The sequence below is a fragment of the Agrobacterium sp. D14 genome (genome assembly GCF_001526505.1).
Taxonomy (GTDB): domain Bacteria; phylum Pseudomonadota; class Alphaproteobacteria; order Rhizobiales; family Rhizobiaceae; genus Agrobacterium; species Agrobacterium leguminum.
The window spans coordinates 143,451-168,319 of the sequence record NZ_ASXX01000052.1 but is presented as its reverse complement, the minus strand read 5'-3'; the positions used below and the strand labels follow the sequence as shown (position 1 = coordinate 168,319).

Genomic DNA, 24,869 nt, shown 5'->3' with positions numbered 1-24,869 from the left:
TTGCATTCCTTAGATACGCACTGCTGCGCCTGAATATATTAAAGCCGCCTTCTCAATGTGCGGCCTTGCCTGCCTGGCTCGCCATCGCCATCCGTGAGGCACTGATTAGCAGCTTGCGTTCGGCGCGCTCCTGCTGCGGCGTGCGATTGTAGATTTCGCGATAACACTTGGAAAAATGCGAGGCGGAGACGAAACCGCAGGCGACGGCGACTTCGACCACCGGCATGGCCGATTGCACCAGCAGGTGGCGGGCGCGGTCGAGGCGGATTTCGAGATAATAGCGGGCGGGCGAGCGGCCCATTTCCTGGCGGAAGAGACGCTCCACCTGCCGGCGCGACAGATCGGCGGCGTCGGCGATATCGAGCAGCGACAACGGTTCGGCAAGATTGCCTTCCATCAATTCGATGATCGACAGAACCTTGCTGTTCTGCACGCCGAGGCGGGCGCGTAGCGGCAGGCGCTGGCGGTCGTTGGGGCTGCGCACCCGGTCGGTCAATTGCTGTTCGCAGACGCGGTTGACGAGGTTTTCGCCGAAATCCTGGCCGATCAGGCTCAGCATCATGTCGAGCGAGGCCGTGCCGCCGGCGCAGGTATAGATGTTGCTGTCGACTTCGAAGAGATCGGCATAGACTTCCACCTGAGGGAAGGCTTCGGAAAAACCGGGTAGGTTTTCCCAGTGGATCGCGCAGCGCTTGCCGTTCAAAAGGCCCGCCTGTGCGAGAATATGGGCGGCGGTACAGAGGCTGCCGATGGCGATGCCGCGATTATAGGCTTCGCGCAGCCAGGCGTTGACGGATTTGTTGATGTGTTGATCCACATCGATGCCCGAACAGATGATCGCCATTTCCGGGCGGTTTTCGCCGCTGACGTAGCGCCGCTCATCGGCAAGACAGGTATCGGGCTCAAGACAGATGCCGCTTGACGACATGACCTTCTGGCCATCGAGCGAGGAGAGGCGCCACTCATAGGCCTGATAGCCCAACATTCGGTTGGCGATGCGAAGCGTTTCAACCGCTGCGGCGAATGGCAGCATGGTAAATTGCGGAATGAGAAAAAAGACGATTGAGCGCTTCTTCTGGGAGTTTCTGCTCATTTGCCCGTGCTCCGTTGCGAATACGCAATTCCTCCCTTGGAATTGGTCTTCTGGATGTCCTGTTTACGACATCTTTAACGAAAAATACGCCGTGGAATCGGGGCTGTCAAAAAATAGCTTTTGAAATATGCAAATTTTGCGACAAGCCTTTAAAAAAGGCGGTGTGTCGCATGTAAAACAGGCAGGCTATTTTGCGCCCTTGTCCTTCCGTTCGAAGGACGGGCAGGGATGGCTCGCACGTCTGGAAACGTTGCGAGCCACCGGTTGAATGTCATCTGCGGATGACGTTTATGCGGCTGTTGTCCGTCGTCGGCCATCCGATATCCTTCAATGTTTCAGGCGGCAATGCTTCCAGTGCGCGAAGCATTTTTTCGCGACGCCATGCGGCGTAACGGGCGGCAACATGGTCGGACAGGCGATGGAGCCAGCCGCTGGATGACGGACGGTGCGAGGAACGGTTCGCCACGGGGAGATAATGTATCATGGTCATGTCTTGATCCTTTCCTGAACCACGATCCTGTTTGCGACTTCGGTATGCGCTTGCCGACGAGGCTAAATCCGCCCCGTCAATCGATGTCCCGGATGGTGCGCGCTTGTTGACATTCAATCAAACGAAATGATATCCATCTATAAATCAAAATATTTGAAGGTGCGTGCCATGACCGTGACTTTCCGCCAACCGCTGCCGTTGCTGGATAACGACATATTGAGAACCTTCGTCGCCATCGCAGAAACGGGAAATTTCTCCACCGCCGCAGAAGTGGTGTTCAGAACGCCCTCTGCTGTTTCCATGCAGATCAAGAAGCTTGAAGAGCAGCTGAAAACGACGCTTTTCCTGCGCGATGCCCGCTCGGTGACATTGACGGCGCATGGGGAGACGCTTTTGACCTATGCGCGGCGCATGATCGCGCTGTCCAACGAGGCGGTGTCGCGTTTCGTCATGCCCGAGCTTTCCGGCGTCGTCCGGCTCGGTGCACCCGAGGATATTGGCGAGCGTGGTCTGCTGCCGGGCATTCTCAAGCGTTTTGCTGAGGCTTTCCCCGGCATCATGATCGACGTCACCATCGATTCCAGCTCCAATCTTTATAAGCGCATGGATGAGCAGAGGCTCGATCTCGCCCTCGTCAACTGTGCCTCCCATCCCCTTCGGGATACGGGCGAGGTGCTGATGCGCGAGCGTCTGGTCTGGGCGGGCGCAAAATGCGGCACCGCCTATCTGCGCGATCCGCTGCCAATCTCCATCTGGGAGGAGGGCTGCATCTGGCGCTCGGAAGCGATCCATTCGCTGGAAAAGCGCGGCCGCAATTTCCGCGTCGCCTATCTCAGCGGCCATACCATGGCGCAGCGCGCGGCGATTGCCGCCGATCTCGCCATCGCGCCGCTGCCGCGATCCTATGTGCAGAACGACATGGTCATTCTGGGCGACAAGGAAGGCCTGCCGGAACTCGGCTGTTTCGATATCCGCCTGATCATGGGTGACAAGGCGTCCCGCCCTGTTCTTGCCGTGGCTGAAAGCATTAGAAACGCTTTTGTCGAAGTCGCCAAGGCGGCCTGAGGTCTTGGAGGTGCGCGGCGGCCGTGGCCCGTCGCGCCTCCAGAATGGCGGTTTTTAGAGTTTTTTCGCTTTTCTTCGAATCGCGAAAACACTCTAACTCTTTGTTTTGGCGCATTTCCGGACGGAAAACCGGGTTCCACTTTTCCTGGAAATGCTCTAGCCCGCCATCGAATCCGGCGATGCCGAACGGTCCGCTGCGCCGGTTTGCCAGCTTCCGCGTTTGACCAGCCAGTCGGCCGAATTCTGCAATCCGCCGAAGGGGAAGACGTGAATTTGCCGGATCGGCCCTTGCGGGTTGGTCTGCCAGTGCCGCTCGATGGGTCCGACGATGCTTTCCGGCGAATGGCCCTTGGCAAGCGTTGTCAGCGAAAGCGCATTTTTCTTGAGATAGGCGATGGAATTGCCGACGCCGCAAAGCGCGGCATATTTCAAGAGCGTCGTGATCTTGGCCGGGCCGGAAACGCCGATATGCACCGGAAGCTCGATGCCTGACGCCGCAAGTCCTTCCGCCCAGGCGATGAAACGCGCGGGATCGAAACCGAACTGGGTGACGATGCGCATGACTGCATCGCTTCTTTCGGCAAAATCGCGTTTCAGCCTGAGTGCGGCCATCGCCGTCTCCTCGTTGAAATCGGGGCTGCCTTCGGGGTGGCCGGCGATGGCGATCTGCCTTATGCCGCAACGGTCGAAAATGCCTGACGACAGCATGTCCATGCTGGATGCGAAGGGACCGGCCGGGCGGTCGACGCCGCCGCCGACAACCAGAACATCGGTTACGCCCGCTTCTCCGGCAAGCCGTTTTACCTGTTCCTCAAACGCTGCGCGGGAGGGGATGCGCCGTGCTGCAAGATGCGGCACCGGCTCGTAACCGAGGTCGCGCAAATGTCCTGCGGCTTCAACGAGCCTTTCCTGCGAGGCCGCTCCAGTGTCGGTGAGATAGACGCGCACACCCTGCGGAAAGAGATCGGCAAGGTCGGTCGAACCAAGCACCTGCGCGGGCGAGGCTTCGATGGAGGCGGGAATGATGGAAGCGGCGGAAATATCGGGCAATTTGTGCGTGATCCTTTTTATTATCATGCACCTATTTTGCGGCGAAGTCTGTGCCTGTTGCGGCAAGACAGGCTTGCATCTGCGACGAAGCTCGGCCCTAAACCCTGACGCGCGGCTTCACCAGATCCGCTTCGTCAGGCCGTTCCAAAGCCATGTCCAGATGGTCGGCGGGAAGCGCAGTACCGATTTGCCGGGTGAGGGCGGCTGCGGCGCAAGGCTACCGGAAAGGGCGTCCTCGATGGCGCTGACGGCGATATCCACCGAAGCGGCGGTCAGAAGCAGCGGATAGGTGGCAATTGTGTCGGAAGGGGATGGTTTCAGCCGCTTCTCGTAGAGCGTGGCGCCGGTATCCACGCCCTTGTCGACCAGATGCACGGTCGCGCCGAAATTGCCGCGGTCTTTTTCCACCAGCGCCCAGTAACCGCCCATCTGCCCGCGATAGGCAGGATTGATGCCGGCATGGAAGTTGATGACCGGGCATTGCAGGGCCTGAAGCGTGGTCGGCGTCAGCAGGCGGCAGGAAATGGTGAAGATCGCCGCCGGTTTCAGCAGATTGGCGGCCTTGCGACATTCCTCATCGTTGAGCGAGGCGAATTGGGTGACGGAAAGGCTGTGGTGAAGATCGGGAGAAAGGCCGTGTTCGGCGATGATCGCATCGCTTCTGCTAACGGTGAAGCGTTTGCCGAGCCGCGAGGCGATCATCGTCGCCATCTGGCCCGCAGCGACTATCCAGCCGAGCCGTCGTGCACGTCGCCTGAGAATGACCGATTTGCTTTCCGGCTGCTCCATGAAAACATGGATGTCGGGAAATCGGGCCGCCAGCGCATGATCATGACATTGGGGTTCACCCCGCCCGCCGTCATCACCAGAAGCCGATTGTTGATGTCAGTCATATCACCCACGGGATTTTCCTAAGCCATGATCCAGACGCCGAGTTTCACGCGTGAACTTCAAAACCATGTTAATTTTCATCGACAGGATTTTTTGAAATGCCGCTGGAACGGATTTTTGGGACTCACGTTATTGTGACGCATATCACATCGGTACTTGCCTTTGGACGGCAAGTCATAGGGGAGTAGTTTCACATGATCACACGCATTCTTTCGACCGTTTTCGTGGCTTTGTTGACCGTTGTCACCCTGAGCTCCTGCGGTAACACCATTCGCGGCATGGGTCGTGACACGGCGAACGCCGTCGACGCGACGCAGGATGCCGGCCGCAATGTGGACCGCGCCGCACGTCGCTGACGACATCTCCCCTTAAAGGTCCGGCGTCATCCTGAAACACGGGTGACGCCTTTTCTTTGACCGAATTTTCCTGCGAATGTGCCCCGACGAGAATCACGGGGCGGGCATGAACGGATCGATGAAAAGACTGGCGAAGCTGCTGTTGCCTTTGCTGTTGCCATTTTCGGCTGAGGCCGGCGGGCAGGCGGATTTCTGCAGGGTCATGGACCATGCGGGCGGTCGTTATACCGTCTGCAGTTTCGACCCGGCAAAAAGCACCATCCGGATTTACGACCGCGATCATGTCTCCGGCGAGGGATATGGTTCATTCGCCGCTCTCTCGTCTGCGCTGTGGCGGCAGCACATGTTCAGCGTCTTTGCCATGAATGGCGGCATGTATCATTCGGACTATTCCCCCGTCGGGCTCTTTATCGAAAATGGCATCGAACGCTCGCCGATCAGCACCGGCGGCGGCTGGGGCAATTTTCATCTTCTGCCAAATGGCGTGTTTTATCTGAAGGGGGCCGCGGCCGGCGTGCTGGAAACGCAGGCCTATCTGGGAGCGGATCCCAAGCCGGACTTCGCCACGCAATCCGGGCCGATGCTCGTCATCGATGGCAAGCTGCATCCGCGCTTTCTGCCCGATAGCGACAGCCTGAAGCGACGCAACGGCGTCGGCGTTTCCCGCGATGGCATGGTGCATTTCGCCATTTCGGAAAATACAGTGCGCTTTTACGATTTCGCCACGCTGTTCAGGGATGTGCTGGACGCGCCGAATGCGCTCTATCTCGACGGCACCATATCCAGTGTCGATATTCCCGCAATGAAAAGGCGGGACTCGCTGTTCCTGATGGGGCCGATCATCGCCGTTGTCGACAGGGTGCCGGATTAGGTGTTCGCTTTCAGGAAGTTGTCCATTGGCAACGGGTCAAGGGTGTGTGGGGCTTTACCCCCCTCTGTCCTGCCGGACATCTCCCCCTCAAGGGGGGAGATCGATCTGCGGCAAGGTCTCGCCCATCTCAACGTCGGCGAATGAAGCGGTGACAATGCCGCTTGCCGATCTCCCCCCTTGAGGGGGAGATGTCCGGCAGGACAGAGGGGGGTAAAGCCCCACACACCCTTGACCCGTTGCCAATGGACAACCTTCTGAAAGCTAACAGCTAGAGCAGGTTTTCGCCCGAAATCCCGCTCCCATGCTCCAGCCGGAAGATCAGATCGGCGCTTTGGGATAGGCTTTTTCGAGACCCGCGGATGCCGTCAACCCTTTGCGGAAGGCCAGATAAGCGGGGTGCTGGCTGGTTTTGGCTGTTTCCGCGAGGCGAATCTGCAGGCGGGCAGGGGCGTTGGTGCCGAGCCATTCACCAGCGGCTTCCAGTTTCAGGCTGTTGAGGAAGCGGGCACTGGCATGCCGGTCGAGATATAGATTGAGGCTGGCCAGCAGGTTTTCATCCTGCAAGGCGTTTTCCATCAGCAACGACACCCATGCCTTGTCCTCGCTTGCAAGCGAAGTCAGTTTCGAAGCGACCGTTTCGCGATCGGGAAAAGAGGATGCCTGCTGCATGAAATGAGTCCCGTTGTCGTTATCCGTCGTCGATAAAGCAGAGGTGTTGTGCTTTCAAGGCGCGGCGACTGTGGAATAAATTCGACTTTGCCGTGTCGGCGGCCAAGGTTTTCAACAGGTGTTTGTGCATAAGCTTTAAATAACGGTTACACTTTAGTCCAAATTGCGGCGATCGCCAAAATGGCGCTTATGCGGGCCTCACGCTAACACCTTGTTTTTTCACATACCTATGCACGTGGCGAATGGCAGCCTGTCAAAAACGCCTTCATTTAGCCGCTTTTTGCATTTGCCTTCGCCGCCGGATTTTAATAAATGCTTGCCTCAACGGGCCGGGTCTTGAAGATCCCCCGGAGAGTGAATAGCTGGAGTAATCATGGAAGAAACCGCTCAGAAATCCTGCTGGGGCGTCACCTTGCGCGCACTTGCAGGCTTTGCCGCTTTTCTCGCATTGACGTACATTTTTGGCAGCCCATAAGCATCTCTCCTGAATGACGGGTTTTGAAACGGCGCGGTTTTCCTTTGGAAACCGTGCTGTTTTCGTTTGAAGGCAATTATGTCGCAGCTGCGCAAACCGCTGACGCTCTTTTGTGGCGATCCGTTTCGGCTTTGGATATGATGGTGGTGGAATCCATTCTTATTCAAGGCGAACTTCATGTTTCTTTCGGTCTTTGACGTCTTCAAGATCGGTATCGGTCCTTCGAGCTCCCATACGATGGGGCCGATGACGGCAGCCAACCGCTTTCTGGCGCTGATCCTCAGCGATGAGTGGCCGCGGCCGGCAGGCGCGGCCGTTGCGCAGCTGAAGGTCAGCCTGCATGGCTCGCTCGCCTTTACCGGCATCGGCCACGGTACCGGGCGTGCCGTCATTCTCGGCCTCACCGGCGAGCGGCCGGATATTGTCGATCCCGATGCGATGGACGCCATTATCGAGACGGTGGAAAAGGCCGGCGCCGTGACGCCACCCGGCCATCCGTCCTATGTGTTCCGCCCGGCCGAAGATCTGGTCTTCGACAAGAAGAACCCGCTGCCCGGCCACGCCAACGGCATGACCTTTTCCGCCTTCGACAATCAGGGCAGGCTGCTCATCAAGCGCATCTATTATTCCGTCGGCGGCGGTTTCGTCGTAACCGATACGGAGCTGGAGGCGATCAAGCAGCGCGGCAAGACCATCGATAACGGTCCGCGCGTGCCCTATCCCTTCGCCACCGCGCGGGAAATGCTGGATATGGCGGCCCGTTCCGGCCGCACCATCGCCCAGATGAAGCGCGCCAACGAGGAGACGGTGGTTTCCCGCGAGGAGCTGAACGAGCGTCTCGACCAGATCTGGGAGGCGATGAACGGCTGCATCGAGCGCGGGCTGAAAGTGGACGGCATCATGCCGGGCGGCCTGAAGGTGCGCCGCCGCGCCCGTTCGATTTACGAGAAGCTGAATGCGGAATGGCGCAGCAACCGGCTGAACCCGGTCATGGCCAATGACTGGCTGAGCGTTTACGCCATGGCGGTGAACGAGGAAAATGCCGCCGGCGGCCGCGTGGTGACCGCGCCGACCAACGGTGCGGCAGGCGTCGTTCCGGCGACCGTCAGATATTTCCGGCATTTCCATGAGGATGCGAGCGTCGATGACGTGCGCGACTTTTTGCTGACGGCGGCCGCCATCGGCGGCATCATCAAGCACAATGCCTCGATTTCAGGCGCGGAAGTGGGCTGTCAGGGCGAAGTGGGCTCGGCTTCCGCCATGGCGGCGGCGGGCCTTGCCGCGGTCATGGGCGGATCGCCGGAACAGGTGGAAAATGCCGCCGAGATCGCGCTCGAGCATCATCTCGGCATGACCTGCGATCCGATTGCCGGGCTTGTGCAGGTGCCGTGCATCGAACGTAATGCCATGGGCGCGGTGAAAGCGGTGACGGCGGCCTCGCTGGCGCTGAAGGGCGACGGCCAGCATTTCGTGCCGCTCGATGCCTGTATCGAGACCATGCGCCAGACCGGCAACGACATGAGCGAGAAATACAAGGAAACTTCCACGGGCGGCCTTGCCGTGAACGTTGTGGAGTGCTGAGCGGGCAGGGCGTCAGGCATGGTTGCCATGCTTGACGCCCGCCGCAAAAAGGCATTGATAGAACCATGCCTCTACATCTCATCAAACTTTGCGTCGGCGCGGATTCAATCCAGGACTTGAGAGACTGGGTCGCGCATCGTGCTCTGACCGCAATTGCCGCAGGCCTTGAGCCGCACAGCGTCCACACCACCCGGATGATCCCGAAACGTGTCGAGGAATTGCTCGAGGGCGGTTCGCTCTACTGGGTCATCAAGGGGCAGGTGCAGGCGCGGCAGAAACTTCTCGATATCCGCTCCTTCAAGGGCGAAGACGGCATTTCCCGCTGCGATCTCATTCTCGGCCCGGAGGTTATCGAAACCTCACCTGCGCCGAAGCGCCCGTTTCAGGGCTGGCGTTACCTGAAGGACGACGAGGCGCCCCGCGATCTCGGCGGCGGCACGGGCGGCGAGGACATGCCTTCCGATCTCAGGCGGGAACTGGCGGAGCTTGGGCTGCTCTGACGCTTAACGGATTTGAAAATGAAAAAGCCGGCATCCTTGTGGAGCCGGCTTTTTCATTTGGGGAGACGGGTCGGTCGTGCGGTCAGTTGATGCCGCCGACCGCATTGGTGGCGCGGCCATCCTGAATTTTGACCCAGCGGCCGGGATTGGCGGTGTCCTGGCGCTTCAGGTAGGTATATTCGGTTTCAGACCAGTTCATGACCTTGTTGCGCATGTTGTCGAGAACGAAATCGCCACGATCGGTGCGGACGGTCAGAACGGCGTGGCCTTCGCCATTCGGCTGCAGAACCACGGTGATCAACAGGTTGGAGGCGGAGAAGCCTTTGTTCATCAGCATCTTGCGCTTCAGGAGCACGAAGTCTTCGCAATCGCCGACCGTGGTGGGATAGGCCCAGCGTTCTTCGACGCCATAGATTTCCATGTCGGTCATCGGCGTGATGGTGGTGTTGACGGTGTAGTTGACGTCGAGCATCGTCTTCCAGCGCTCTTCGGTCAGCTTCATCGGGCCGTTGTCCAGCGAGGTCGGCTGGCATTCGCTCTGATAGGTCTGGCAGAATTCATAGTGGCCGATCGGCGGATTGGCCTTGCCGATGACGCGCATGACGGCGGCCGGCGAGGCGCTTGCCTGATGCGCGAAGGCGCTGACGATGAATGCGATCAGAGTGAAAACGAAACGGTTGTTCTTGTTCATTGCTTGTCTCCCCGTGGTGAGGAGACATTCGCAGGTATATTTTGACCCGGCGGAAATTTGCGAAGAGCAATTTGAGCTTAAATTTCAGCAAATTAGCCGTTGTTTTGAACTGTATTCGAACTAGTTTTTATGCGTGTTTGAAGCAAATTTTATTACAATTTTACGCATCCTGGCTTTAGGCTTTCGGTAGCCATCTAGATCGCTGTATTGACAGCGGTTTTCCGCGTCCTGCGATTTCCGTGGTCGCGCGCGGCCGGCTTGTGGTGCGTGGCGAAGAGGTGGATTTCCCGTTTTGGGATGGCTGTTTCAGGCTGGGACAGGCCGGAAAAAGCGACAAAAAAACTTCAAAAAAACTGCATTTTTTCTGGGAAAAAGTTTTGCGGAGCGATTTTCGTGCCGTTGATGATCTGGCCAAGGGCGCAACAGGTTCCGCCGCGCTCATCCTTTTTACTGACTATGGTGGATCCGGGTCGGTCTGCTGCGTGCCGTAGGCGTCAGGGCATGAAAATTGAAGTTCGGTAGCGAGAAGTGAGAATAAGCACCTCTGACGCCAGGAGCGGCTGATGAACCCGATATGGCCGAAGACGGAGCATTGACTGCCAAGGCGCCGTCCGGGAATCTTCGCAATTATGCGATTGGGGCGAGCGCAAAACGCGCCGAAAATGCCGCACGCATTCTTACGGGCGTAAAACCTGCCGTGTCCGGGCGGAACTAGTTAGAGAAATTCGATCAGTGCGTCGGGCGACTGGACGCGGTCGAATTCGACGGCGACGCCTTCCATGAAGTGGCGCACGATCTTGCCGCTCATGTTCTTGCCGAGCTGGACCCGGCTTCCGAGCGGCGGCCGGTTTTCGATCTCGATTGCCGCACCCGACAGGGAAAGGTCGATCAGCCGGCAGGCGACGAGCACACCGTCTTCCAGAACGAGCTGTGCTCTCGCATTGCGCGGCGTCAGGCGGTCGTGGCGGCGGTCTTCCGGCAGGCCGAGCAATTGACGCTTGGCGATCCAGGCGAGCTGCGCGGCGAGTTTTTCCCGCTTGCGCTCCGGCGCGTTGATGGCGATGAGGAAGCCCGATGCGGTGAGCGATGTCACCGTGCCTTCGATCCGGCCGATATGCTGGAGATAGGCGATGACGCGGTCACCGTGGCGGGCAATGCCCGAGCAGGTGAACTGCGCCCTTTCGGCGGTCATCTCGGTCGCGGTGCAATCATATTCTTCATGATCGGGCAACATCAGGCGGCCGGTGAAGGACACACGGACGGCGTCGTCGAGATGAGCTTCCTCAACCGGACGCAGGATTTGGGCGGTGTTGACCGAGCGGGACGAAAACATGGGCAGCGCAATTGTAATGAATGATGACGGTAAGTTTCTACCCTGCGCGAGTTAACAGACTGTATTGTTTAATCTCTACAATTTTTCTGATCGGCAATATCGTTACAGTTCTGACGTATTTTTTTGAGATTCCGGTGCTGCCGGACCTCTCCCGGAGGGGCGGGGAGCGTTGGAACAGGTCCGTCAGCAGCTTTCGGCGCGCGGTGTATCCTCGGCCCCCTTGTTCAGCGGATACCCTGCCGGTGCGATGTCCAGGCGCAGCAGGCGGCTGCTTTGCATGGACAGGCACTGGATGGGCGCGGCGAATTCGTGTCGCGGCCGCTCCGCAAGCAGCGCTCCGAGCAGCCTTGGGGCGGCGTCGGGATCGGTGCGCAGCGGCAGGAGCAGCATTTCGAATGCCAGCGGTGCCGCGCCATAGCTGTCCTCCGCCTCGACATCGAAGACCACGGGCAACTGGTGGTGCAGGATGCCGCGCGCGACACGGCAGGGGAAGACGGCATTTGCCGGCTGCCACAATTCCGAAAATGGGCGATCCCGCAATTCCCGGCCGAACAGATCGCAAAGACGAGTACCGGCAAGGCGGAAGAACGGGGTGTTCTCTCCCTTGTCCGTGAGGATAAAAAGATCGCCAAGGTGATGTTTCAGCTTTGCGGGATCGATGTCCTCGCGTCGCGGGGCCGATCGTTTGCCGCGCAGTTCATCCCAATAGGCATATATGTCCAGTCCGGCCATGCTCTTCATAGCATCTCTCCATGTTCGTTTTTGGGACATCATGTCCATCCGAACGTCTGTATCTGGAGGTGTAGCGATTTTCGTGCCAGTTGGATTTGTTAAGGTTAACAAAGGGTTGATATTGCCCGATGGCGATAGTCGTGGCATCGGAGCGGCCATGTCGGGGAAAGCTCCGTCAGCACAATTCGATGGCGTCGCCTGTTATTTTAAGGCGGGCCCGCAAGCCGGACCGCCCGCGGCCCGGCGTCCTTGCCGATAGCGGTTTGGGCGTCGAGCGCTTCAAGGGCGGGACGGCTTTTTTTTCGTTCGGGCTTCCTATATTGCTCGGGGAACGCAAAATTCGACCAAGACAGGGATGGGATCATGTCCTACGGGGACGGCGAACAGCCGCCGGTTTCGGAAACGCCGGAGCCGAAAGACGACACGAACAATCCCGTCTTCAACCTGCCATCGCTGCTGGTCGGCATCCTGGCCGCGCTGATCGTCGCTTATGTGGTTCCCGCCTATCTTCTGTCGGAGGAAGGCAATGGCTGGTTCATCTTCACCTTCGGCTTCATTCCGCTGCGTTATGCGGTGCCGTTTTCCCAGCAGGGGCTGGAATGGCTCTGGACGCCGGTGACCTATTCTTTCCTGCATGGCGGCATCGAGCACATTCTCTTTAACGGATTGTGGCTGATGGCCTTCGGCGCGCCGGTTCTGCGCCGGATCGGAACAGTGCGCTTCGTGCTGTTATGGTGCATTTCCGCCGCCGTTTCCGCCTTCGGTCATGCGGCGCTGAACTGGGGCGATGTGACGGTGCTGATCGGGGCGTCCGGTGTCGTTTCGGCGCTGATGGGGGCGGCCTGCCGCTTCGCTTTCCCGGCACGTGGCGGATATAGCGCCTCCTTCGGCCATCTGATGCCGCGGCAGAGCATTCTTGGGGCGCTTTCCAACCGCACCGTGCTGATCTTCACGCTGATGTGGCTGTTCGGCAATGTGCTGATTGCGGTCGGCGTGCCGCTGTTCGGCAATGTCGGTGGTGAAATCGCCTGGGATGCCCATGTCTTCGGCTTTCTGCTCGGCTTCCTGTTCTTCGGGCTTTTCGATCGACGACTGGCCTGAGCCGATCACGCTCCTTGTCGGCCGTGGCGCAAATTTGCTTTCGCGCGTCCCATCCGGGATTGCATTCATGCGGACCTCAGCGCACCATATCCCATGATTTGCAACCGCCGGGGGAGACTGCGGCGCTGCGTATCGCTGAAAAGAGGAGGAAGGCATGCCAACATTCGTAAAGGATCTTCTCGACCGCAAGGGCCGGGACGTCGTGACTGTCGGTCCGGAGGTCAGCATCGGCGAGGCGGCGGGAACGCTGCACGCGCATAAGATCGGTTCCGTCGTCGTGACCGACGCCGATGGCGTCGTTCTCGGCATCTTCACGGAGCGCGATCTGGTAAAGGCCGTGGCGGGCCAGGGTGCCGCTTCCCTCCAGCAATCCGTGTCGGTGGCCATGACCAAGAATGTCATCCGCTGTCATCACAATTCCACCACCGATGAGCTGATGGAAATCATGACGGGCGGACGCTTCAGGCATGTGCCGGTTGAAGAGAACGGCCGCCTTGCCGGCATCATCTCCATCGGTGACGTGGTGAAGGCGCGGATTGGCGAGATCGAAGCCGAAGCGGAGCACATCAAGGCCTATATTGCCGGATGATCTTGCGTCCCGGCGTAAGACAGCTGGAAAAGCTTCAGTCTCGGGCCGGGACTCATATATCGCCTTCCGTCACGTATCGCCATTGAAGAAAGTCGGCTATTTTCGTGGATATGTCCACGTAGAAGTCTCGCTGAGGACAATCGGCGCAGACAATTTCAACCCGATTGAACTGTGAAATGAATTTGCCGCTGCTTGACCAGTTGCCATCGGCCGTTCCTTTCACAATGGTGATGTCGATCCAGGGCTGACCCTCCGCCGACGCAAAGCTGACATCGTTAGTCCGTTTGAGTTCAGGTTGTTCTTCCAGAAACCCGACCAATCGATTCGTGTCGCACAGTGTGTTTTCGTCGGTCGGGGGCAGGACTGAGATATACCAATACATGGTCTCACCACGGCTGGGCGTTTCATCTATTCGTTTCGTGCTTAAAGCAGGGCGCTAGCGCCGGAAAGCCTGCTGCATGCGCTCGAGCTCCGGAATGCGGGAGCGCGTTTCCTCATATCCCCGGTCGATGGCTTCGCTGGCGCGATGGAATTCCGAGAGGCCGATATCGTTGATGCGGGGGTGAAGCATGAGGTCGGGCGGGTCGCCCGCCAGGCGCGAGCGTGAAATCCTGTCCTGAATGATGTTGAAAGCCTGCACCATGACGCCCGGCAGGCCGGGACGCGGCGGGCTTTCCACCGCCGGTGCGACGCCCCCATGCGATGGCGAGGCGGCGTGCTTGACCACGGCGGAGCGGCCGAAGAGGTCGTAATTCAGATTGACCGCGACGACCAGCGCTTGCTCATAGGCCCGGCAGACCGAAACCGGCACGGGGTTGACGAGCGCACCGTCTATCAGGGTGCGGCCGTTGCACTGCACGGGTTCGAAAATGCCCGGCAGCGCGTAGGAAGAGCGCAGCGCGGTGACGAGATCGCCCTGGTGAATCCAGACCTCGTGGCCGGTGCGCAGTTCCGTCGCGACGGCGATGAAGGGATGGTCGAGGTTTTCGACGCGCAGGCCTTCCAGATGTTCCTGCATGCGCTTGGTCAGCCGCATGCCGCCGAAGAGCCCGCCGCCGCCGATGGTGAGATCGAGCAGGCCGGCAATGCGGCGCATCGTCAGCGAGCGGGCGAATTCTTCCAGCTCATCGAGCTTGCCGGCGAGATAACAACCGCCGACCAGCGCGCCGATAGAGGTGCCGGCGATCATGCCGATCTTCACCCCGGCCTCATCCAGCGCCCGCAGGACGCCGATATGGGCCCAGCCGCGTGCAGCCCCGCCGCCAAGGGCGAGCGCTATCCTGCGCGTATCGACGATCTGGGTGACCGGCGGTTCGTTGCCGAAGGCTTCGGGATTGCCAGCCGAAAGTTGATTGTGACGATTTCCCCATCCCAACATGACCGCACTCCCTGCCAGTTCCTTCAGGCTCCGTCCTATCCCCGGAACCCGCTATATTGGTAGCAAATTGGTGCGGCCGATGGAAGGTGGCCGTTCAAGTTGCGGAATAGGTGGTCGCCGGATCGAAATGGCGGGTATCGTCGGTGATCTTCGTCACCGCCTGGCCGTCGGAGAGTTCGACCGTGCGATAAAAACAGGAGCGGCGACCGGTGTGGCAGGTGGCGTCATGGCCGGCGACGGAGACCTTCAGCCACACGGCGTCCTGATCGCAATCGGTGCGGAATTCCTTCACCGTCTGCAGATTGCCCGACGTTTCGCCCTTCTTCCAGATCTTGTCGCGCGAACGGCTGTAATAGTGGGCGATGCCGGTCTCCAGCGTCAGCGACAGGGCTTCCGCATTCATATGGGCGACCATCAGCAACTCGCCGTCACGCGAATCGGTGACAACGGCGGTGACGAGGCCGTGAGCATCGAATTTCGGCGAAAAAAGACCTGCGTTTTCGAGCACTTCCTTATCCGCAGGGGCGGATGGAAAGGGAATGGACATGGTAACCCCGGAAAATCAACTGGCGGAACGATGGGAGCGGCGGATAAACGGATCTGCTTCCGCCACTCTGAATTTTCTTGCGCATCGGATTTTCCGAAAACCGCGTTACGGCCTTCGGTCCGGCGCTTAGCGGTTCCGCACCATGGTCATGAAGCGCACCTGTTCGGCCGGATCGTTCTTGAACACACCGGTAAAGCTGGTGGTCAGCGTCGTCGACCCCTGCTTGTTTACGCCGCGCATGGACATGCACATATGTTCGGCGTCGATCATGACGGCCACGCCGCGCGGTTTCAGGGTTTCCTCGATGGATCTCGCGATCTGCGCGGTCATGTTTTCCTGCGTCTGCAGGCGGCGGCCGAAGATTTCGACGACGCGGGCGATCTTCGACAGGCCGAGCACGCGGCCCGCCGGAAGATAGGCGACATGCGCCTTGCCGACGATCGGCACCATATGGTGTTCGCAATGGGAGAAGAAGGGGATGTCGCGCACCAGCACCACATCGTCATAACCGCCGACTTCCTCGAAGGTCGTGCCGAGCACGTCCTGAACGTTCAGCTCATAACCGGCAAAAAGCTCGCGATAGGCCTTGGCGACGCGCTTCGGCGTATCCAGAAGTCCTTCGCGGGCGGGATTTTCTCCTGCCCAGCGCAGAAGAACGCGCACTGCTTCTTCCGCTTCGGCCTGGCTTGGGCGAGCTTCTGCCACGTCGGGTTTTGCGCCAGCGCCGGGGAAATTCTTCACGATCGCATCCATTCCGTCTCTCCCGATGCGGGTAAAGGCCGCACCTGAATTCGTTTTTCATCGCGAACTCTTGTTCGCAGTTGCTGCTATCTGGTTGTTTTACAGCATTTTGGCAAGACCGATGCTGTTATTTCGGTATCGGAGCCGTTAATTTCATCACGGCTTGATGTCCAGAAAGCTCGTTAGCATATAATGAGAATGAAGGGCAGGAAAGCTTCACTGCGACAAACGCTGTGTTTGAAAAATTTGACCTGTCCTGTTTTTGGGCAATCTTGAGCGCGCCGGGCACCGACGATGGACGATATCTACAATAATCGCATTCTGGACTTTGCCGGGAATATTCCGCTCATCGGCGTTCTTGAGGATGCCGACGCAAGCGCCGAGAAACACTCCAGGCTGTGCGGCTCTAAGCTCAAGGTCTATCTGAAGGTCGAAGGCGGCATCGTGACGGCGTTTTCGCATGAGGTTCGCGCCTGCGCGCTCGGCCAGGCCTCCGCTTCCATCATGGCGCACCACATCATCGGGGCTTCCAGCGGCGAAATCCGGCAGGCGCGGGAAGACATGCTCGCCATGCTGAAACAGGACGGTAAGGGGCCGACGGGCCGTTTCGAGGATATGCGGGTGCTTCAGCCTGTCCGCGATTTCAAAGCGCGCCACGCTTCCACCATGCTGACCTTCGAAGCGGTGGTCGATGCGCTCGACCAGATCGAAGGGCGGCCGGCTCTCAACGCCGCGGGTTAGGCGATGTGCGGCGAACCGGGCTGCCGGCACCAGCAGACGGCGGAAAAAGCGGGCCGATCCCGCAACTGGACGGGCAGCTTTGCCAAAACGCCGGGGCGGCTTCTGGGCGTCGGTTTCATCCGGTTTTATCAGCTGACGCTATCCGGCTTCATCGGGAATTCCTGCCGCCATATCCCCACCTGTTCCGAATATGGCTATGAAGCCATTGCCCGACACGGGCTCTGGGCCGGCGGGTGGATGACCCTGTTTCGCGTCGCGCGCTGCGGGCCGGGCGGCACCAGCGGGCTGGACCCGGTGCCGGAAGTGCTCGATGGCCGCAGGCGCTGGTGGATGCCGTGGCGTTACTGGAGCCTGCATCGATGAATGACTATGTGGCGCTGCTGCACAGCATCGTGCTCGGCGCGGGCAAGCGGCTCATCATGGCCGATCTGCGGGCAATGGCGGAAGAGCTGGGATTTGCCGAATGCAGAACGCTGGTCGCGACTGGAAATCTGGTTTTTCGCGCCGGGGCGGCACCTGTTCGTGAGATTGAGGACAGGCTGGAGCGCGCCTTCGAAGACCGCTTCGGCAAACATGTCGATATTCTCGTTCGTTCGGGGAGCGACTGGCTGAAACTGGCGGCGGACAATCCCTTTGCTCAGGGCAATCCGCCGGATGTCTGCGTTCGGGTGATGCGCGCGCCGCTGGACAACGGCGTCCTCGAATTGCTGGAGAAATACCGAGGGAGGGAAAAGATCGCGCTTGCCGGCGGCGATCTATGGATCGATTTTTGCGGCAAGCCGAGCGAGAGCAGGCTGCTGTCCGTGCTGACCACCAAAAGGCTCGGTATCGGCACGACCCGCAACGCCAATACGGTCAATGGTCTCGCGCAAATGCTTCGCTGAGCGATCCTTCGCCTTTGACTGCAATGGCAAAAGCCTTTATCAGCCTGCCTGTCCGCTTGTCGCGGGCAAATCATTATTCCAACACCACCCGCATTCGTTGGCGGGACTGGACAGGAGATTAGACAATGTCTGAAGCTGTTTCCCTTACATTTCCCGATGGATCCGTGCGCAGCTACCCCGCCGGTACGACCGGCCGCGACGTCGCCGAATCCATTTCCAAATCGCTTGCCAAGAAGGCTGTCGCCATTGCGCTTGACGGTACCGTGCGCGATTTGTCCGAGACCATCACCGATGGCAAAATAGAGATCGTCACGCGTGAAGACGGGCGTGCGCTGGAACTCATCCGCCACGATGCCGCCCACGTCATGGCTGAAGCCGTGCAGGAGCTTTGGCCCGGCACGCAGGTGACGATCGGCCCTGTCATCGAAAACGGCTTCTATTACGACTTCGCCAAGAACGAACCCTTCACGCCGGAAGATCTGCCGAAGATCGAAAAGCGCATGAAGGAAATCATTCTGCGCAACAAGCCGTTTACCCGCGAAATCTGGTCGCGCGAAAAGGCCAGGCAAGTTTTCGCCGCCAAGGGCGAGAACTACAAGGTCGAGCTGGTCGACGCCATTCCGGAAGGTCAGGACCTGAAGATCTATTATCAGGGCGACTGGTTCGATCTCTGCCGTGGGCCGCATATGGCTTCCACGGGGCAGATCGGCACGGCCTTCAAGCTGATGAAGGTGGCCGGGGCCTATTGGCGCGGTGACAGCAACAATGCGATGCTGTCGCGCATCTACGGCACCGCCTGGGCGACGCAGGAAGAGCTGGACAATTATCTCCACGTGCTGGCCGAAGCCGAAAAGCGCGACCACCGCCGTCTCGGCCGCGAAATGGACCTGTTCCATTTCCAGGAAGAAGGCCCGGGCGTCGTGTTCTGGCACGGCAAGGGCTGGCGCATGTTCCAGACGCTGACGGCCTATATGCGCCGGCGGCTCGCCAACACCTATCAGGAAGTCAACGCGCCGCAGGTGCTGGACAAGTCGCTGTGGGAAACCTCCGGTCACTGGGGCTGGTATCAGGAAAACATGTTCGCGGTGAAATCCGCCCATGCCTTCACCCATCCCGATGACGAGGAAGCCGATCAGCGCGTCTTCGCCCTGAAGCCGATGAACTGCCCGGGTCACGTACAGATCTTCAAGCATGGCTTGAAGTCTTACCGCGAAATGCCCGTCCGCCTTGCGGAATTCGGCACCGTGCATCGTTATGAGGCTTCGGGCGCTCTGCACGGCCTGATGCGCGTTCGCGGCTTCACGCAGGACGATGCGCATGTCTTCTGCACGGAAGAGCAGATGGCGGCGGAGTGCCTGCGTATCAACGACCTGATCCTCTCCGTCTATGAGGATTTCGGTTTCAGCGAAGTCGTCGTCAAGCTCTCCACGCGCCCGGAAAAGCGCGTCGGTTCCGACGATCTCTGGGATCGCGCCGAAAGCGTGATGATGGATGTTCTGAAGACCATCGAGGAACAGTCCGGCGGCCGCATCAAGACCGGCATCCTGCCGGGCGAGGGCGCGTTCTACGGGCCGAAGTTCGAATATACGCTGAAGGATGCCATCGGCCGTGAATGGCAATGCGGCACGACGCAGGTGGACTTCAATCTGCCGGAACGTTTCGGCGCCTTCTATATCGATCAGAACTCCGAAAAGACGCAGCCGGTGATGATCCATCGCGCCATCTGCGGTTCCATGGAGCGCTTCCTCGGCATTCTCATCGAGAACTTCGCAGGCCATATGCCGCTGTGGTTCGCGCCGCTTCAGGTCGTGGTCGCGACGATCACCTCGGATGCGGATGATTACGGCCGTGAGGTTGCCGAAGCGCTGCGCGAGGCGGGCATGGCGGTCGAGACCGACTTCCGCAACGAGAAGATCAACTACAAGATCCGTGAGCATTCGGTGACCAAGGTTCCGGTCATCATCGTCTGCGGCCGCAAGGAAGCGGAAGAGCGCACCGTCAACATCCGCCGTCTCGGTTCGCAGAACCAGACGCCGATGTCGCTGGAAGATGCTATTACGAGCCTTGTGGACGAGGCGACACCGCCGGATGTGAAGCGCAAGCTTGCGGCGAAGAAGCAGGTTGCGTGAGAAATGACAACGGCCCCTTCGGGGGCCGTTTTGTTTGTGAAAGATGTGGCGGCAGAAGGCGGGGCATCCGCACTCCGTCACCCCGGACTAGATCCGGGGTCCAGTGCGATCAAGTCCTTGATCGCGAAAGACTCGTCCCTCACGGCGCAGACGCGCCGTGGCTGGATGCCGGATCAAGTCCGGCATGACGGATGAGAGGTTTTTGGGTCTTACCGCTGGCCTCGCGATTAGTTCAATCGAACCTACTCGAAATCCCCGGTCATATCTTCCGGCGCCTGATCCTTCATCAGCACTTCCACGTCCGAATCCCGGCCGGAGGTCACTTTGAAGTTGCGCTGGTAGACCTTGTCCTTGTTGCGGGCGATGGCGGTATATTCGCCTTCCGCCAGAACCATGGTCGAAAAGGCGCTGACGCTTTCGTTCACCACGTCGCCGCCGCCGTTCAGCACCGACCAGGCCGTATCGGCAATGGCTTCGCCGCCTTCTTCGGAGACGAGCTTGAGGGTGATCTGAGCGGCCTGATGCTGGAGCGTCGCTTCCGTCAGCTTGCCGGCTTCCACCTGGATGTCGGCGCGCACCACCGCGTTGACGTTGCCATATTCGGAAACCACGTGATAGGTGCCGGCATTCAGCCGCACGATGGTGTTGGGCTTGATATCGGCCATGACGAGGCCGCGCTCGCCATCGGGGCGGGCGTCTGACGAATAGACGGAAAATTTGAGCTGGTTGCCGGAAATCTGCTTGTCAGAGCCCGCAACCGCATTCAGCACGAAGCCGCCGGCATCGAGAATCAGCACCTGTTTCTGCACATTGCCGGAAGTCGGGACATTGAGTTTCTTGGTGACGCCCGCACGGCCGAAGGCGACGTTGACGAAATATTCGCCCGGCACCAGATGGAATTCCGCCGAGCCGCCTTCCGAACTTGCCAGCATCGGCAACTTGCCGTCCGCGCCGGGAATGGGGCTGAAGACGCGCCAGGACAGACCTTCCTTCACCGCTTCGCCTTCGCTGGTCAGCTTGGCTTCCATGCTGATATCGCGGGCGGTGCTTTCCGGGGCGTTGGGTGCGGAAGGGGCGGTGAAAGCGTTCAGCTTCGGCATTTTCGGCGTGCCGCCGAGCTGCTTGAAGTCTTTGAAGGCATCCTGCGAAAAAGCGGCTTGCGATAAAAGGCCAAGCACGGCACATGCAATGGTCAGACGTGCCGCGATTTTGATTGCCGACATTTTCGATACCGATTGACTTCTTGATTTTCCCGGATCACTTCAAAACCAATGCCGTGGCTATTTCAAGGCCCATGTTTTTGCGATGACAGCAGAATGGAAGATTTTTGATCATGACAAATGATATCAAGCTCCTCGATTATCTCAAGGTTCGCCGTTCCACGCCCGCCCTGCAACTTGCCGAGCCGGGGCCTTCGAAGGGGCAAATCGAGGACATCCTGCGCCTTGCCGTGCGCGTGCCTGACCATGGCAAGCTCGCCCCCTGGCGTTTCGTCGTCTATCGCGGCGAGGAGCGCGTGCGTCTCGGTGAGACGGCGCTGAGGATCGCGCTTGAAAAGAACCCGGAACTGGACCTGCAGCAGCAGGAAGCGGAACGCACCCGCTTCACCCGCGCGCCCGTCGTTATCGCCGTCATCAGCACCGCAAAGCCGCATTTCAAGATTCCGGAATGGGAACAGGTCATGTCCGCCGGTGCTGTGTGCCTCAACCTCATCTTCGCCGCCAATGCCAGCGGTTTTGCGGCGAACTGGCTGACCGAATGGTTTGCTTTCGATTCCGCATTCCTCGCGGAAATCGAGGTCGGCGCGGAAGAGAAGGTGGCCGGGTTCATTCATATCGGCTCGACGACATTCCCGCCGGTGGAGCGGCCGCGGCCGGAGCTTGCCGACGTCGTCACCTGGGTCGGGGACGTTTGATGTTCTACACCACGGACACCAACCAGCATGGCCTGCCGCATGATCCGTTCAAGGCCATCGTCGCACCGCGTCCGATCGGCTGGATCGGCTCGAAGGGCAGGGACGGTTCCCTCAACCTCTCGCCCTATTCCTTCTTCAATGCGATTTCGGACCGGCCAAAGCTTGTGATGTTCTCCTCCAGCGGCAGGAAGGACAGCCTGCGCAATGTCGAGGAAACCGGCGTCTTCACCGCCAATCTCGTCAGCCGCCATCTGGTGGACCGGATGAATGCGTCTTCTGCACCCGTCGGTTATGATGTCGATGAGTTCGCCCTTGCCGGTCTCACTGCCGTCGACGGGCGGGTGGTGGATGCGCCTTTCGTGGGCGAGGCGCTGGCGGTTCTGGAGTGCCGCGTGACCCAGATACAGCAGCTTAAGGACGTTGACGGCCAGCCGGCGGATTCGTGGATGGTGATCGGACAGGTCATGGCGATCCATATCGATGAAACGATCATTCGCGACGGGCGCATCGATATGGAGCTGTCGCGACCCGTGGCGCGCATGGGCTATATGGATTACTGCGATGGCGGCAGCGATGTATTCCAGCTGCAGCGCCCCTCTACTGCGCCATAAATATAGTCCTTCTTCGGCGGCGGTTAATTTTTATGGTGAACCAAACGTAAACCATTTGCGCCTAGAGTTTTATACATGGTGGCGGCGATGATGCCGCCATCCATTGTTGCGAATGTTTTCGAGGCTCAGGTGATCGTACAGGCATTTCTTCGCTGGTCTGAAAAGGCTGGATCGACCGAGCGGGCGAAAGCCGCCAATGCTCTCGGCCGTGCCTATCTTCAGTCCGACATGGCGCGCGAGAACCGCGATGCCGCCTATATGGCGATGACCTATCTGCTCGACGATCCTTCGCCGCGTGTGCGACTGGCGCTTGCCGAAGCGCTGGCGGATGCCCATGACGCTCCGCGCGCCATTCTCGTTTCACTCGCCGAAGACCAGCCGGAAATCGCCTGCACCGTCATTGCCCGCTCGCCGGTTCTCGGCGAAGCCGATCTGGTCGACCTCGTCGGGCGCGGCGAAAGCCTGACGCGATCCCTCATCGCCGCAAGGCCGGGCCTGCCGCGCGGTGTCTGCGCGGCGCTTGCCGAAGTCGGCGACCTGCCGGAAACCATCATCCTGCTCGAAAACGACGATGCCTTCATCACGCCGTTTTCGCTCAGGCGCATCGCCGAGCGCCATGGTTCGGATGCCGATATTCGCGACCTCCTGCTTCGCCGCGAGGCGCTGCCCGCCGATGCGCGTCACCTGTTGATGGGCCGCATCAGCGAAGCTCTCGCGGGCTCCGCGCTGGTTCACGCAATGATCGCGCGCAACCGCGCCGACAGTCTTTTCCGCGAGGCGGAAGATTCCGCCACCATCCTTATCGCCGCCAGCGTTTCCTCGCCGGAGCTGCCGGCGCTGGTGGAGCATCTGCGCCAGCGGCTGGAACTGACGCCGGCGCTGCTCATCCATGCCGTATGTTCGGGCCGGCTGGAATTCTTCACGGCGGCCATGGTCAATCTCTCCGGTCTCGATGACCGCAAGGTGCGGGCCATTCTGGCGACGGGGCGGCCGCATGCCTTGAAGGCGCTGTTCCAGTCGGTCGGTCTTTTCGGCGATGTTGTCGACGTCTTCATCGAGGCGACGCTGATGTGGCGCCGTGCCGCCCGCTCGCAGCTCTCTGATGTGGCGGCCTCCGTCTCGGCGGAACTGCTGGCCCATTTCCGTGACGTCAACGGTTCCGAAACGCTGTACGAACTGCTGCATGCCGTGCGCAAGCTCGCCATCGCCGAAGAGCGGCAGAAGGCGCGGTATTATGCGGAAGCGCTGACGGTCGAGGCGGCGTAACGTCCGGGTTTCCGCGGGTGCATCCTCTCACCCTCATTCCTGTGACAAGCACAGGAATGAGGGAAGTGGGGGCTTTGCTGTCAGAGGAAATCTCCACCTCGCATCGGCAAAGAAAGCCGCTGCGGCTTTTTCCCAATTGCCTCACTTATCGAACCGCTTGGCGATCCACGAATAGCTGTTTTCAACCATCCTCACCGGTGTCCCCAAAAGATGCTTTATGCCTTCGGTTGAAGGCAGGATACGGCTGACGCGGCTGATCGCCTGTTTGGTGAGGCTTTCCTCTTCCTTCGGCGTAACAGCCGCCGTTGCCTGCGGCGCAGTGGCCGGTGCCGTGGCGGGAGGTTGCGTGCCGGCCGTCTGCGGGGGCTGTTCGCCCGGTGTCTGGCACACGGCTACCACTACTGGGTAAGGTGCGTTGGCGTATCGCTCCAGCTCCTTTTCCGACACGGCGTCGCACAGTTCGATGCTCGTCCAGCGCTGCTGCGAGGTGGCGAGGTAATGGCAATCGGTGGCGCTGTCGTCGCAACCAAGGAAGGTCATGAGAACGAGGGCTGTTTTCATGGTGTGTGTTGCCTCTGTCGGGATTTATGCTCTAGAAACTCATCTATCCCGATTGCAGTGACATTACGACGAAATACGCATTTTATAGAGAAGGCAGGCATCGCATTGGCCACCGAAATCAAGCTTGAAACACCCCGGCAGGATGCGGTTCTGCGCCTCATCGACCTTTCCAACGCCTATATGGCCTCGCTTTACCCCGCCGAGAGCAATCATCTGGTCGATATCGGCGCGCTCGAGCAGGACAATGTCTCGTTTTTCGTGGCCCGGCATGACGGCCGCGTCGTCGGCTGCGGCGCGCTGGTGGAGGCGGGTGACGGCACGGCGGAGGTCAAGCGCATGTTCGTCGATCCCGAGGCGCGGGGATTGCGGATTGGCAAGCTGATCATGGATACGCTTGTCGCGCGCGGCGCCGAGCTTGGCCTTTCCGTCATCCGTCTCGAAACCGGCATCAGCCAGCCGGAGGCGATCGGTCTTTACCGCAAGGCGGGGTTTGTGGAGATCGAGGCCTTTGCGCCTTATAAGCCGGATCCGCTCAGCCTGTTCATGGAGAAGGTGCTTTAAGCCTACCGCGCGAGTTTGCCGTATCCTGCACATCCATCCTCGGCCCCG

The 24,869-nt window shown here is 59.6% G+C and carries 30 protein-coding genes and 1 pseudogene; 16 read left to right on the top strand and 15 right to left on the bottom strand.

All coding sequences use genetic code 11. From position 1 onward, the window contains the following. Window positions 1-52: 52 nt before the first annotated feature. Both L901_RS21985 and L901_RS21980 read right to left on the bottom strand, forming a co-directional pair. Complete coding sequence (locus L901_RS21985) at window positions 53-1,093, bottom strand: GlxA family transcriptional regulator (RefSeq protein WP_020810639.1); 1,041 nt, start codon at window positions 1,091-1,093, stop codon at window positions 53-55. A gap of 271 nt (window positions 1,094-1,364) precedes the next feature. Continuing rightward, a complete protein-coding gene (locus tag L901_RS21980) occupies window positions 1,365-1,583 on the bottom strand; it encodes a hypothetical protein (RefSeq protein WP_059760262.1) in 219 nt (72 codons plus the stop codon). 126 nt (window positions 1,584-1,709) lie between these two features. On the opposite strand from L901_RS21980, the gene L901_RS21975 reads away from it, so the two are divergent. After that, window positions 1,710-2,648 (top strand): LysR family transcriptional regulator, encoded by a 939-nt coding sequence (locus L901_RS21975; protein ID WP_020810641.1) that lies wholly within the window; start codon window positions 1,710-1,712, stop codon window positions 2,646-2,648. A gap of 156 nt (window positions 2,649-2,804) precedes the next feature. Here L901_RS21975 and L901_RS21970 read toward each other — a convergent pair whose 3' ends face one another. Both L901_RS21970 and L901_RS21965 read right to left on the bottom strand, forming a co-directional pair. Next, window positions 2,805-3,725 carry a methylenetetrahydrofolate reductase gene (locus L901_RS21970; RefSeq protein WP_059760260.1) on the bottom strand — a complete coding sequence of 307 codons (921 nt, stop codon included), beginning with the start codon at window positions 3,723-3,725 and terminating at the stop codon, window positions 2,805-2,807. A gap of 90 nt (window positions 3,726-3,815) precedes the next feature. Further along, a pseudogene (locus tag L901_RS21965) lies at window positions 3,816-4,591 on the bottom strand (formyl transferase). Window positions 4,592-4,783: 192 nt separating this feature from the next. On the opposite strand from L901_RS21965, the gene L901_RS21960 reads away from it, so the two are divergent. After that, window positions 4,784-4,945, top strand: coding sequence for an entericidin A/B family lipoprotein (locus L901_RS21960; protein WP_003495552.1), 162 nt, complete (start codon window positions 4,784-4,786; stop codon window positions 4,943-4,945). Window positions 4,946-5,051: 106 nt separating this feature from the next. Continuing rightward, window positions 5,052-5,816, top strand: a complete 765-nt coding sequence (locus L901_RS21955) for a phosphodiester glycosidase family protein (RefSeq protein ID WP_059760258.1) — start codon at window positions 5,052-5,054, stop codon at window positions 5,814-5,816. A gap of 318 nt (window positions 5,817-6,134) precedes the next feature. Here the strand turns inward: L901_RS21955 and L901_RS21950 are convergent, their stop codons facing one another. After that, window positions 6,135-6,485 carry a hypothetical protein gene (locus tag L901_RS21950; protein ID WP_059760256.1) on the bottom strand — a complete coding sequence of 117 codons (351 nt, stop codon included), beginning with the start codon at window positions 6,483-6,485 and terminating at the stop codon, window positions 6,135-6,137. Between the two features lie 387 nt (window positions 6,486-6,872). Next, window positions 6,873-7,139 carry a hypothetical protein gene (locus L901_RS27530; RefSeq protein ID WP_162935857.1) on the bottom strand — a complete coding sequence of 89 codons (267 nt, stop codon included), beginning with the start codon at window positions 7,137-7,139 and terminating at the stop codon, window positions 6,873-6,875. On the opposite strand from L901_RS27530, the gene L901_RS21945 reads away from it, so the two are divergent. Together L901_RS21945 and L901_RS21940 are read left to right on the top strand one after the other, a co-directional pair. Next, complete coding sequence (locus tag L901_RS21945) at window positions 7,138-8,541, top strand: L-serine ammonia-lyase (RefSeq protein WP_059760254.1); 1,404 nt, start codon at window positions 7,138-7,140, stop codon at window positions 8,539-8,541. The two genes, L901_RS27530 and L901_RS21945, sit on opposite strands and share 2 nt — an antisense overlap. A 65-nt stretch (window positions 8,542-8,606) precedes the next feature. Then, a complete protein-coding gene (locus tag L901_RS21940) occupies window positions 8,607-9,041 on the top strand; it encodes a DUF1489 family protein (RefSeq protein WP_035260632.1) in 435 nt (144 codons plus the stop codon). 82 nt (window positions 9,042-9,123) lie between these two features. On the opposite strand, the gene L901_RS21935 is transcribed toward L901_RS21940, so the two are convergent. Then, the gene (locus tag L901_RS21935; RefSeq protein ID WP_035260634.1) at window positions 9,124-9,732 is read right to left on the bottom strand and encodes a transglutaminase-like cysteine peptidase; all 609 of its coding nucleotides are present in this window, start codon (window positions 9,730-9,732) and stop codon (window positions 9,124-9,126) included. A gap of 239 nt (window positions 9,733-9,971) precedes the next feature. Here L901_RS21935 and L901_RS21930 point away from each other — a divergent pair, with 239 nt between their 5' ends. Further along, entirely contained in the window at window positions 9,972-10,223 is a 252-nt protein-coding gene (locus L901_RS21930) for a hypothetical protein (RefSeq protein WP_059760252.1), read from the top strand. A 224-nt stretch (window positions 10,224-10,447) separates the two neighbouring features. On the opposite strand, the gene L901_RS21925 is transcribed toward L901_RS21930, so the two are convergent. Further along, complete coding sequence (locus L901_RS21925) at window positions 10,448-11,065, bottom strand: PilZ domain-containing protein (protein ID WP_003508056.1); 618 nt, start codon at window positions 11,063-11,065, stop codon at window positions 10,448-10,450. Between the two features lie 183 nt (window positions 11,066-11,248). Next, on the bottom strand, window positions 11,249-11,806 hold the full coding sequence (locus L901_RS21920) for a PAS domain-containing protein (RefSeq protein ID WP_059760250.1): 558 nt from the start codon (window positions 11,804-11,806) through the stop codon (window positions 11,249-11,251). Window positions 11,807-12,160: 354 nt separating this feature from the next. Between L901_RS21920 and L901_RS21915 the strand changes: the two genes are divergently transcribed. Then, the gene (locus tag L901_RS21915) at window positions 12,161-12,898 is read left to right on the top strand and encodes a rhomboid family intramembrane serine protease (protein WP_059760248.1); all 738 of its coding nucleotides are present in this window, start codon (window positions 12,161-12,163) and stop codon (window positions 12,896-12,898) included. Window positions 12,899-13,052: 154 nt separating this feature from the next. Next, a complete protein-coding gene (locus L901_RS21910; protein ID WP_003523399.1) occupies window positions 13,053-13,487 on the top strand; it encodes a CBS domain-containing protein in 435 nt (144 codons plus the stop codon). A gap of 52 nt (window positions 13,488-13,539) precedes the next feature. On the opposite strand, the gene L901_RS21905 is transcribed toward L901_RS21910, so the two are convergent. The 4 genes from L901_RS21905 to folE all read right to left on the bottom strand — a co-directional run bounded on the left by L901_RS21905 (window position 13,540) and on the right by folE (window position 16,165). Next, the gene (locus L901_RS21905) at window positions 13,540-13,869 is read right to left on the bottom strand and encodes a hypothetical protein (protein WP_059760246.1); all 330 of its coding nucleotides are present in this window, start codon (window positions 13,867-13,869) and stop codon (window positions 13,540-13,542) included. A 54-nt stretch (window positions 13,870-13,923) separates the two neighbouring features. Next, a complete protein-coding gene (locus tag L901_RS21900; protein WP_020811307.1) occupies window positions 13,924-14,865 on the bottom strand; it encodes a patatin-like phospholipase family protein in 942 nt (313 codons plus the stop codon). Between the two features lie 94 nt (window positions 14,866-14,959). After that, window positions 14,960-15,412, bottom strand: coding sequence for a phosphoribosyl-AMP cyclohydrolase (gene hisI / locus L901_RS21895; protein WP_020811306.1), 453 nt, complete (start codon window positions 15,410-15,412; stop codon window positions 14,960-14,962). A gap of 126 nt (window positions 15,413-15,538) precedes the next feature. After that, the gene (folE, locus tag L901_RS21890) at window positions 15,539-16,165 is read right to left on the bottom strand and encodes a GTP cyclohydrolase I FolE (RefSeq protein WP_003523394.1); all 627 of its coding nucleotides are present in this window, start codon (window positions 16,163-16,165) and stop codon (window positions 15,539-15,541) included. Window positions 16,166-16,447: 282 nt separating this feature from the next. On the opposite strand from folE, the gene L901_RS21885 reads away from it, so the two are divergent. The 4 genes from L901_RS21885 (at window position 16,448) to thrS (ending at window position 19,907) form a co-directional block, all read left to right on the top strand. Next, window positions 16,448-16,894, top strand: a complete 447-nt coding sequence (locus L901_RS21885) for an iron-sulfur cluster assembly scaffold protein (RefSeq protein ID WP_020808939.1) — start codon at window positions 16,448-16,450, stop codon at window positions 16,892-16,894. Window positions 16,895-16,897: 3 nt separating this feature from the next. Next, entirely contained in the window at window positions 16,898-17,257 is a 360-nt protein-coding gene (yidD, locus tag L901_RS21880) for a membrane protein insertion efficiency factor YidD (protein ID WP_059760244.1), read from the top strand. Then, window positions 17,254-17,778 (top strand): DUF1697 domain-containing protein, encoded by a 525-nt coding sequence (locus L901_RS21875; protein WP_059760242.1) that lies wholly within the window; start codon window positions 17,254-17,256, stop codon window positions 17,776-17,778. Before yidD ends, L901_RS21875 begins: the two co-directional genes overlap by 4 nt. A gap of 125 nt (window positions 17,779-17,903) precedes the next feature. Then, entirely contained in the window at window positions 17,904-19,907 is a 2,004-nt protein-coding gene (gene thrS, locus L901_RS21870; protein WP_059760240.1) for a threonine--tRNA ligase, read from the top strand. Window positions 19,908-20,149: 242 nt separating this feature from the next. Here the strand turns inward: thrS and L901_RS21865 are convergent, their stop codons facing one another. Further along, on the bottom strand, window positions 20,150-21,130 hold the full coding sequence (locus L901_RS21865) for a hypothetical protein (RefSeq protein WP_059760238.1): 981 nt from the start codon (window positions 21,128-21,130) through the stop codon (window positions 20,150-20,152). A gap of 110 nt (window positions 21,131-21,240) precedes the next feature. Here L901_RS21865 and L901_RS21860 point away from each other — a divergent pair, with 110 nt between their 5' ends. From L901_RS21860 to L901_RS21850, 3 genes are all read left to right on the top strand, one after another. After that, entirely contained in the window at window positions 21,241-21,822 is a 582-nt protein-coding gene (locus tag L901_RS21860; protein WP_059760236.1) for a nitroreductase, read from the top strand. Beyond that, complete coding sequence (locus tag L901_RS21855; protein WP_059760234.1) at window positions 21,822-22,433, top strand: flavin reductase family protein; 612 nt, start codon at window positions 21,822-21,824, stop codon at window positions 22,431-22,433. Before L901_RS21860 ends, L901_RS21855 begins: the two co-directional genes overlap by 1 nt. A 75-nt stretch (window positions 22,434-22,508) precedes the next feature. Beyond that, window positions 22,509-23,699, top strand: coding sequence for a DUF2336 domain-containing protein (locus L901_RS21850; RefSeq protein ID WP_059760232.1), 1,191 nt, complete (start codon window positions 22,509-22,511; stop codon window positions 23,697-23,699). Window positions 23,700-23,840: 141 nt separating this feature from the next. On the opposite strand, the gene L901_RS21845 is transcribed toward L901_RS21850, so the two are convergent. Beyond that, on the bottom strand, window positions 23,841-24,260 hold the full coding sequence (locus L901_RS21845; protein WP_020808947.1) for a hypothetical protein: 420 nt from the start codon (window positions 24,258-24,260) through the stop codon (window positions 23,841-23,843). Between the two features lie 105 nt (window positions 24,261-24,365). On the opposite strand from L901_RS21845, the gene L901_RS21840 reads away from it, so the two are divergent. Then, entirely contained in the window at window positions 24,366-24,821 is a 456-nt protein-coding gene (locus tag L901_RS21840) for a GNAT family N-acetyltransferase (RefSeq protein WP_059760230.1), read from the top strand. The last annotated feature ends 48 nt before the right edge of the window (window positions 24,822-24,869 follow it).

Bases quoted from the DNA above. Each gene is read 5' to 3' on its own strand.
- L901_RS21920 (WP_059760250.1), bottom strand. From the start codon at position 11,806: ATGAAGAGCATGGCCGGACTGGACATATATGCCTATTGGGATGAACTG.
- thrS (WP_059760240.1), top strand. From the start codon at position 17,904: ATGTCTGAAGCTGTTTCCCTTACATTTCCCGATGGATCCGTGCGCAGC.
- L901_RS21955 (WP_059760258.1), top strand. From the start codon at position 5,052: ATGAACGGATCGATGAAAAGACTGGCGAAGCTGCTGTTGCCTTTGCTG.
- L901_RS21975 (WP_020810641.1), top strand. From the start codon at position 1,710: ATGATATCCATCTATAAATCAAAATATTTGAAGGTGCGTGCCATGACC.
- L901_RS21875 (WP_059760242.1), top strand. From the start codon at position 17,254: ATGAATGACTATGTGGCGCTGCTGCACAGCATCGTGCTCGGCGCGGGC.
- L901_RS21905 (WP_059760246.1), bottom strand. From the start codon at position 13,869: ATGTATTGGTATATCTCAGTCCTGCCCCCGACCGACGAAAACACACTG.
- L901_RS21855 (WP_059760234.1), top strand. From the start codon at position 21,822: ATGTTCTACACCACGGACACCAACCAGCATGGCCTGCCGCATGATCCG.
- L901_RS21935 (WP_035260634.1), bottom strand. From the start codon at position 9,732: ATGAACAAGAACAACCGTTTCGTTTTCACTCTGATCGCATTCATCGTC.
- folE (WP_003523394.1), bottom strand. From the start codon at position 16,165: ATGGATGCGATCGTGAAGAATTTCCCCGGCGCTGGCGCAAAACCCGAC.
- L901_RS21925 (WP_003508056.1), bottom strand. From the start codon at position 11,065: ATGTTTTCGTCCCGCTCGGTCAACACCGCCCAAATCCTGCGTCCGGTT.
- L901_RS21900 (WP_020811307.1), bottom strand. From the start codon at position 14,865: ATGTTGGGATGGGGAAATCGTCACAATCAACTTTCGGCTGGCAATCCC.
- L901_RS21845 (WP_020808947.1), bottom strand. From the start codon at position 24,260: ATGAAAACAGCCCTCGTTCTCATGACCTTCCTTGGTTGCGACGACAGC.
- L901_RS21915 (WP_059760248.1), top strand. From the start codon at position 12,161: ATGTCCTACGGGGACGGCGAACAGCCGCCGGTTTCGGAAACGCCGGAG.
- L901_RS21945 (WP_059760254.1), top strand. From the start codon at position 7,138: ATGTTTCTTTCGGTCTTTGACGTCTTCAAGATCGGTATCGGTCCTTCG.
- L901_RS21960 (WP_003495552.1), top strand. From the start codon at position 4,784: ATGATCACACGCATTCTTTCGACCGTTTTCGTGGCTTTGTTGACCGTT.
- L901_RS21970 (WP_059760260.1), bottom strand. From the start codon at position 3,725: ATGATAATAAAAAGGATCACGCACAAATTGCCCGATATTTCCGCCGCT.
- L901_RS21865 (WP_059760238.1), bottom strand. From the start codon at position 21,130: ATGTCGGCAATCAAAATCGCGGCACGTCTGACCATTGCATGTGCCGTG.
- L901_RS27530 (WP_162935857.1), bottom strand. From the start codon at position 7,139: ATGAAGTTCGCCTTGAATAAGAATGGATTCCACCACCATCATATCCAA.
- L901_RS21885 (WP_020808939.1), top strand. From the start codon at position 16,448: ATGGACGATATCTACAATAATCGCATTCTGGACTTTGCCGGGAATATT.
- L901_RS21910 (WP_003523399.1), top strand. From the start codon at position 13,053: ATGCCAACATTCGTAAAGGATCTTCTCGACCGCAAGGGCCGGGACGTC.
- L901_RS21950 (WP_059760256.1), bottom strand. From the start codon at position 6,485: ATGCAGCAGGCATCCTCTTTTCCCGATCGCGAAACGGTCGCTTCGAAA.
- L901_RS21940 (WP_035260632.1), top strand. From the start codon at position 8,607: ATGCCTCTACATCTCATCAAACTTTGCGTCGGCGCGGATTCAATCCAG.
- L901_RS21980 (WP_059760262.1), bottom strand. From the start codon at position 1,583: ATGACCATGATACATTATCTCCCCGTGGCGAACCGTTCCTCGCACCGT.
- L901_RS21985 (WP_020810639.1), bottom strand. From the start codon at position 1,093: ATGAGCAGAAACTCCCAGAAGAAGCGCTCAATCGTCTTTTTTCTCATT.
- L901_RS21860 (WP_059760236.1), top strand. From the start codon at position 21,241: ATGACAAATGATATCAAGCTCCTCGATTATCTCAAGGTTCGCCGTTCC.
- hisI (WP_020811306.1), bottom strand. From the start codon at position 15,412: ATGTCCATTCCCTTTCCATCCGCCCCTGCGGATAAGGAAGTGCTCGAA.
- L901_RS21850 (WP_059760232.1), top strand. From the start codon at position 22,509: ATGGTGGCGGCGATGATGCCGCCATCCATTGTTGCGAATGTTTTCGAG.
- yidD (WP_059760244.1), top strand. From the start codon at position 16,898: ATGTGCGGCGAACCGGGCTGCCGGCACCAGCAGACGGCGGAAAAAGCG.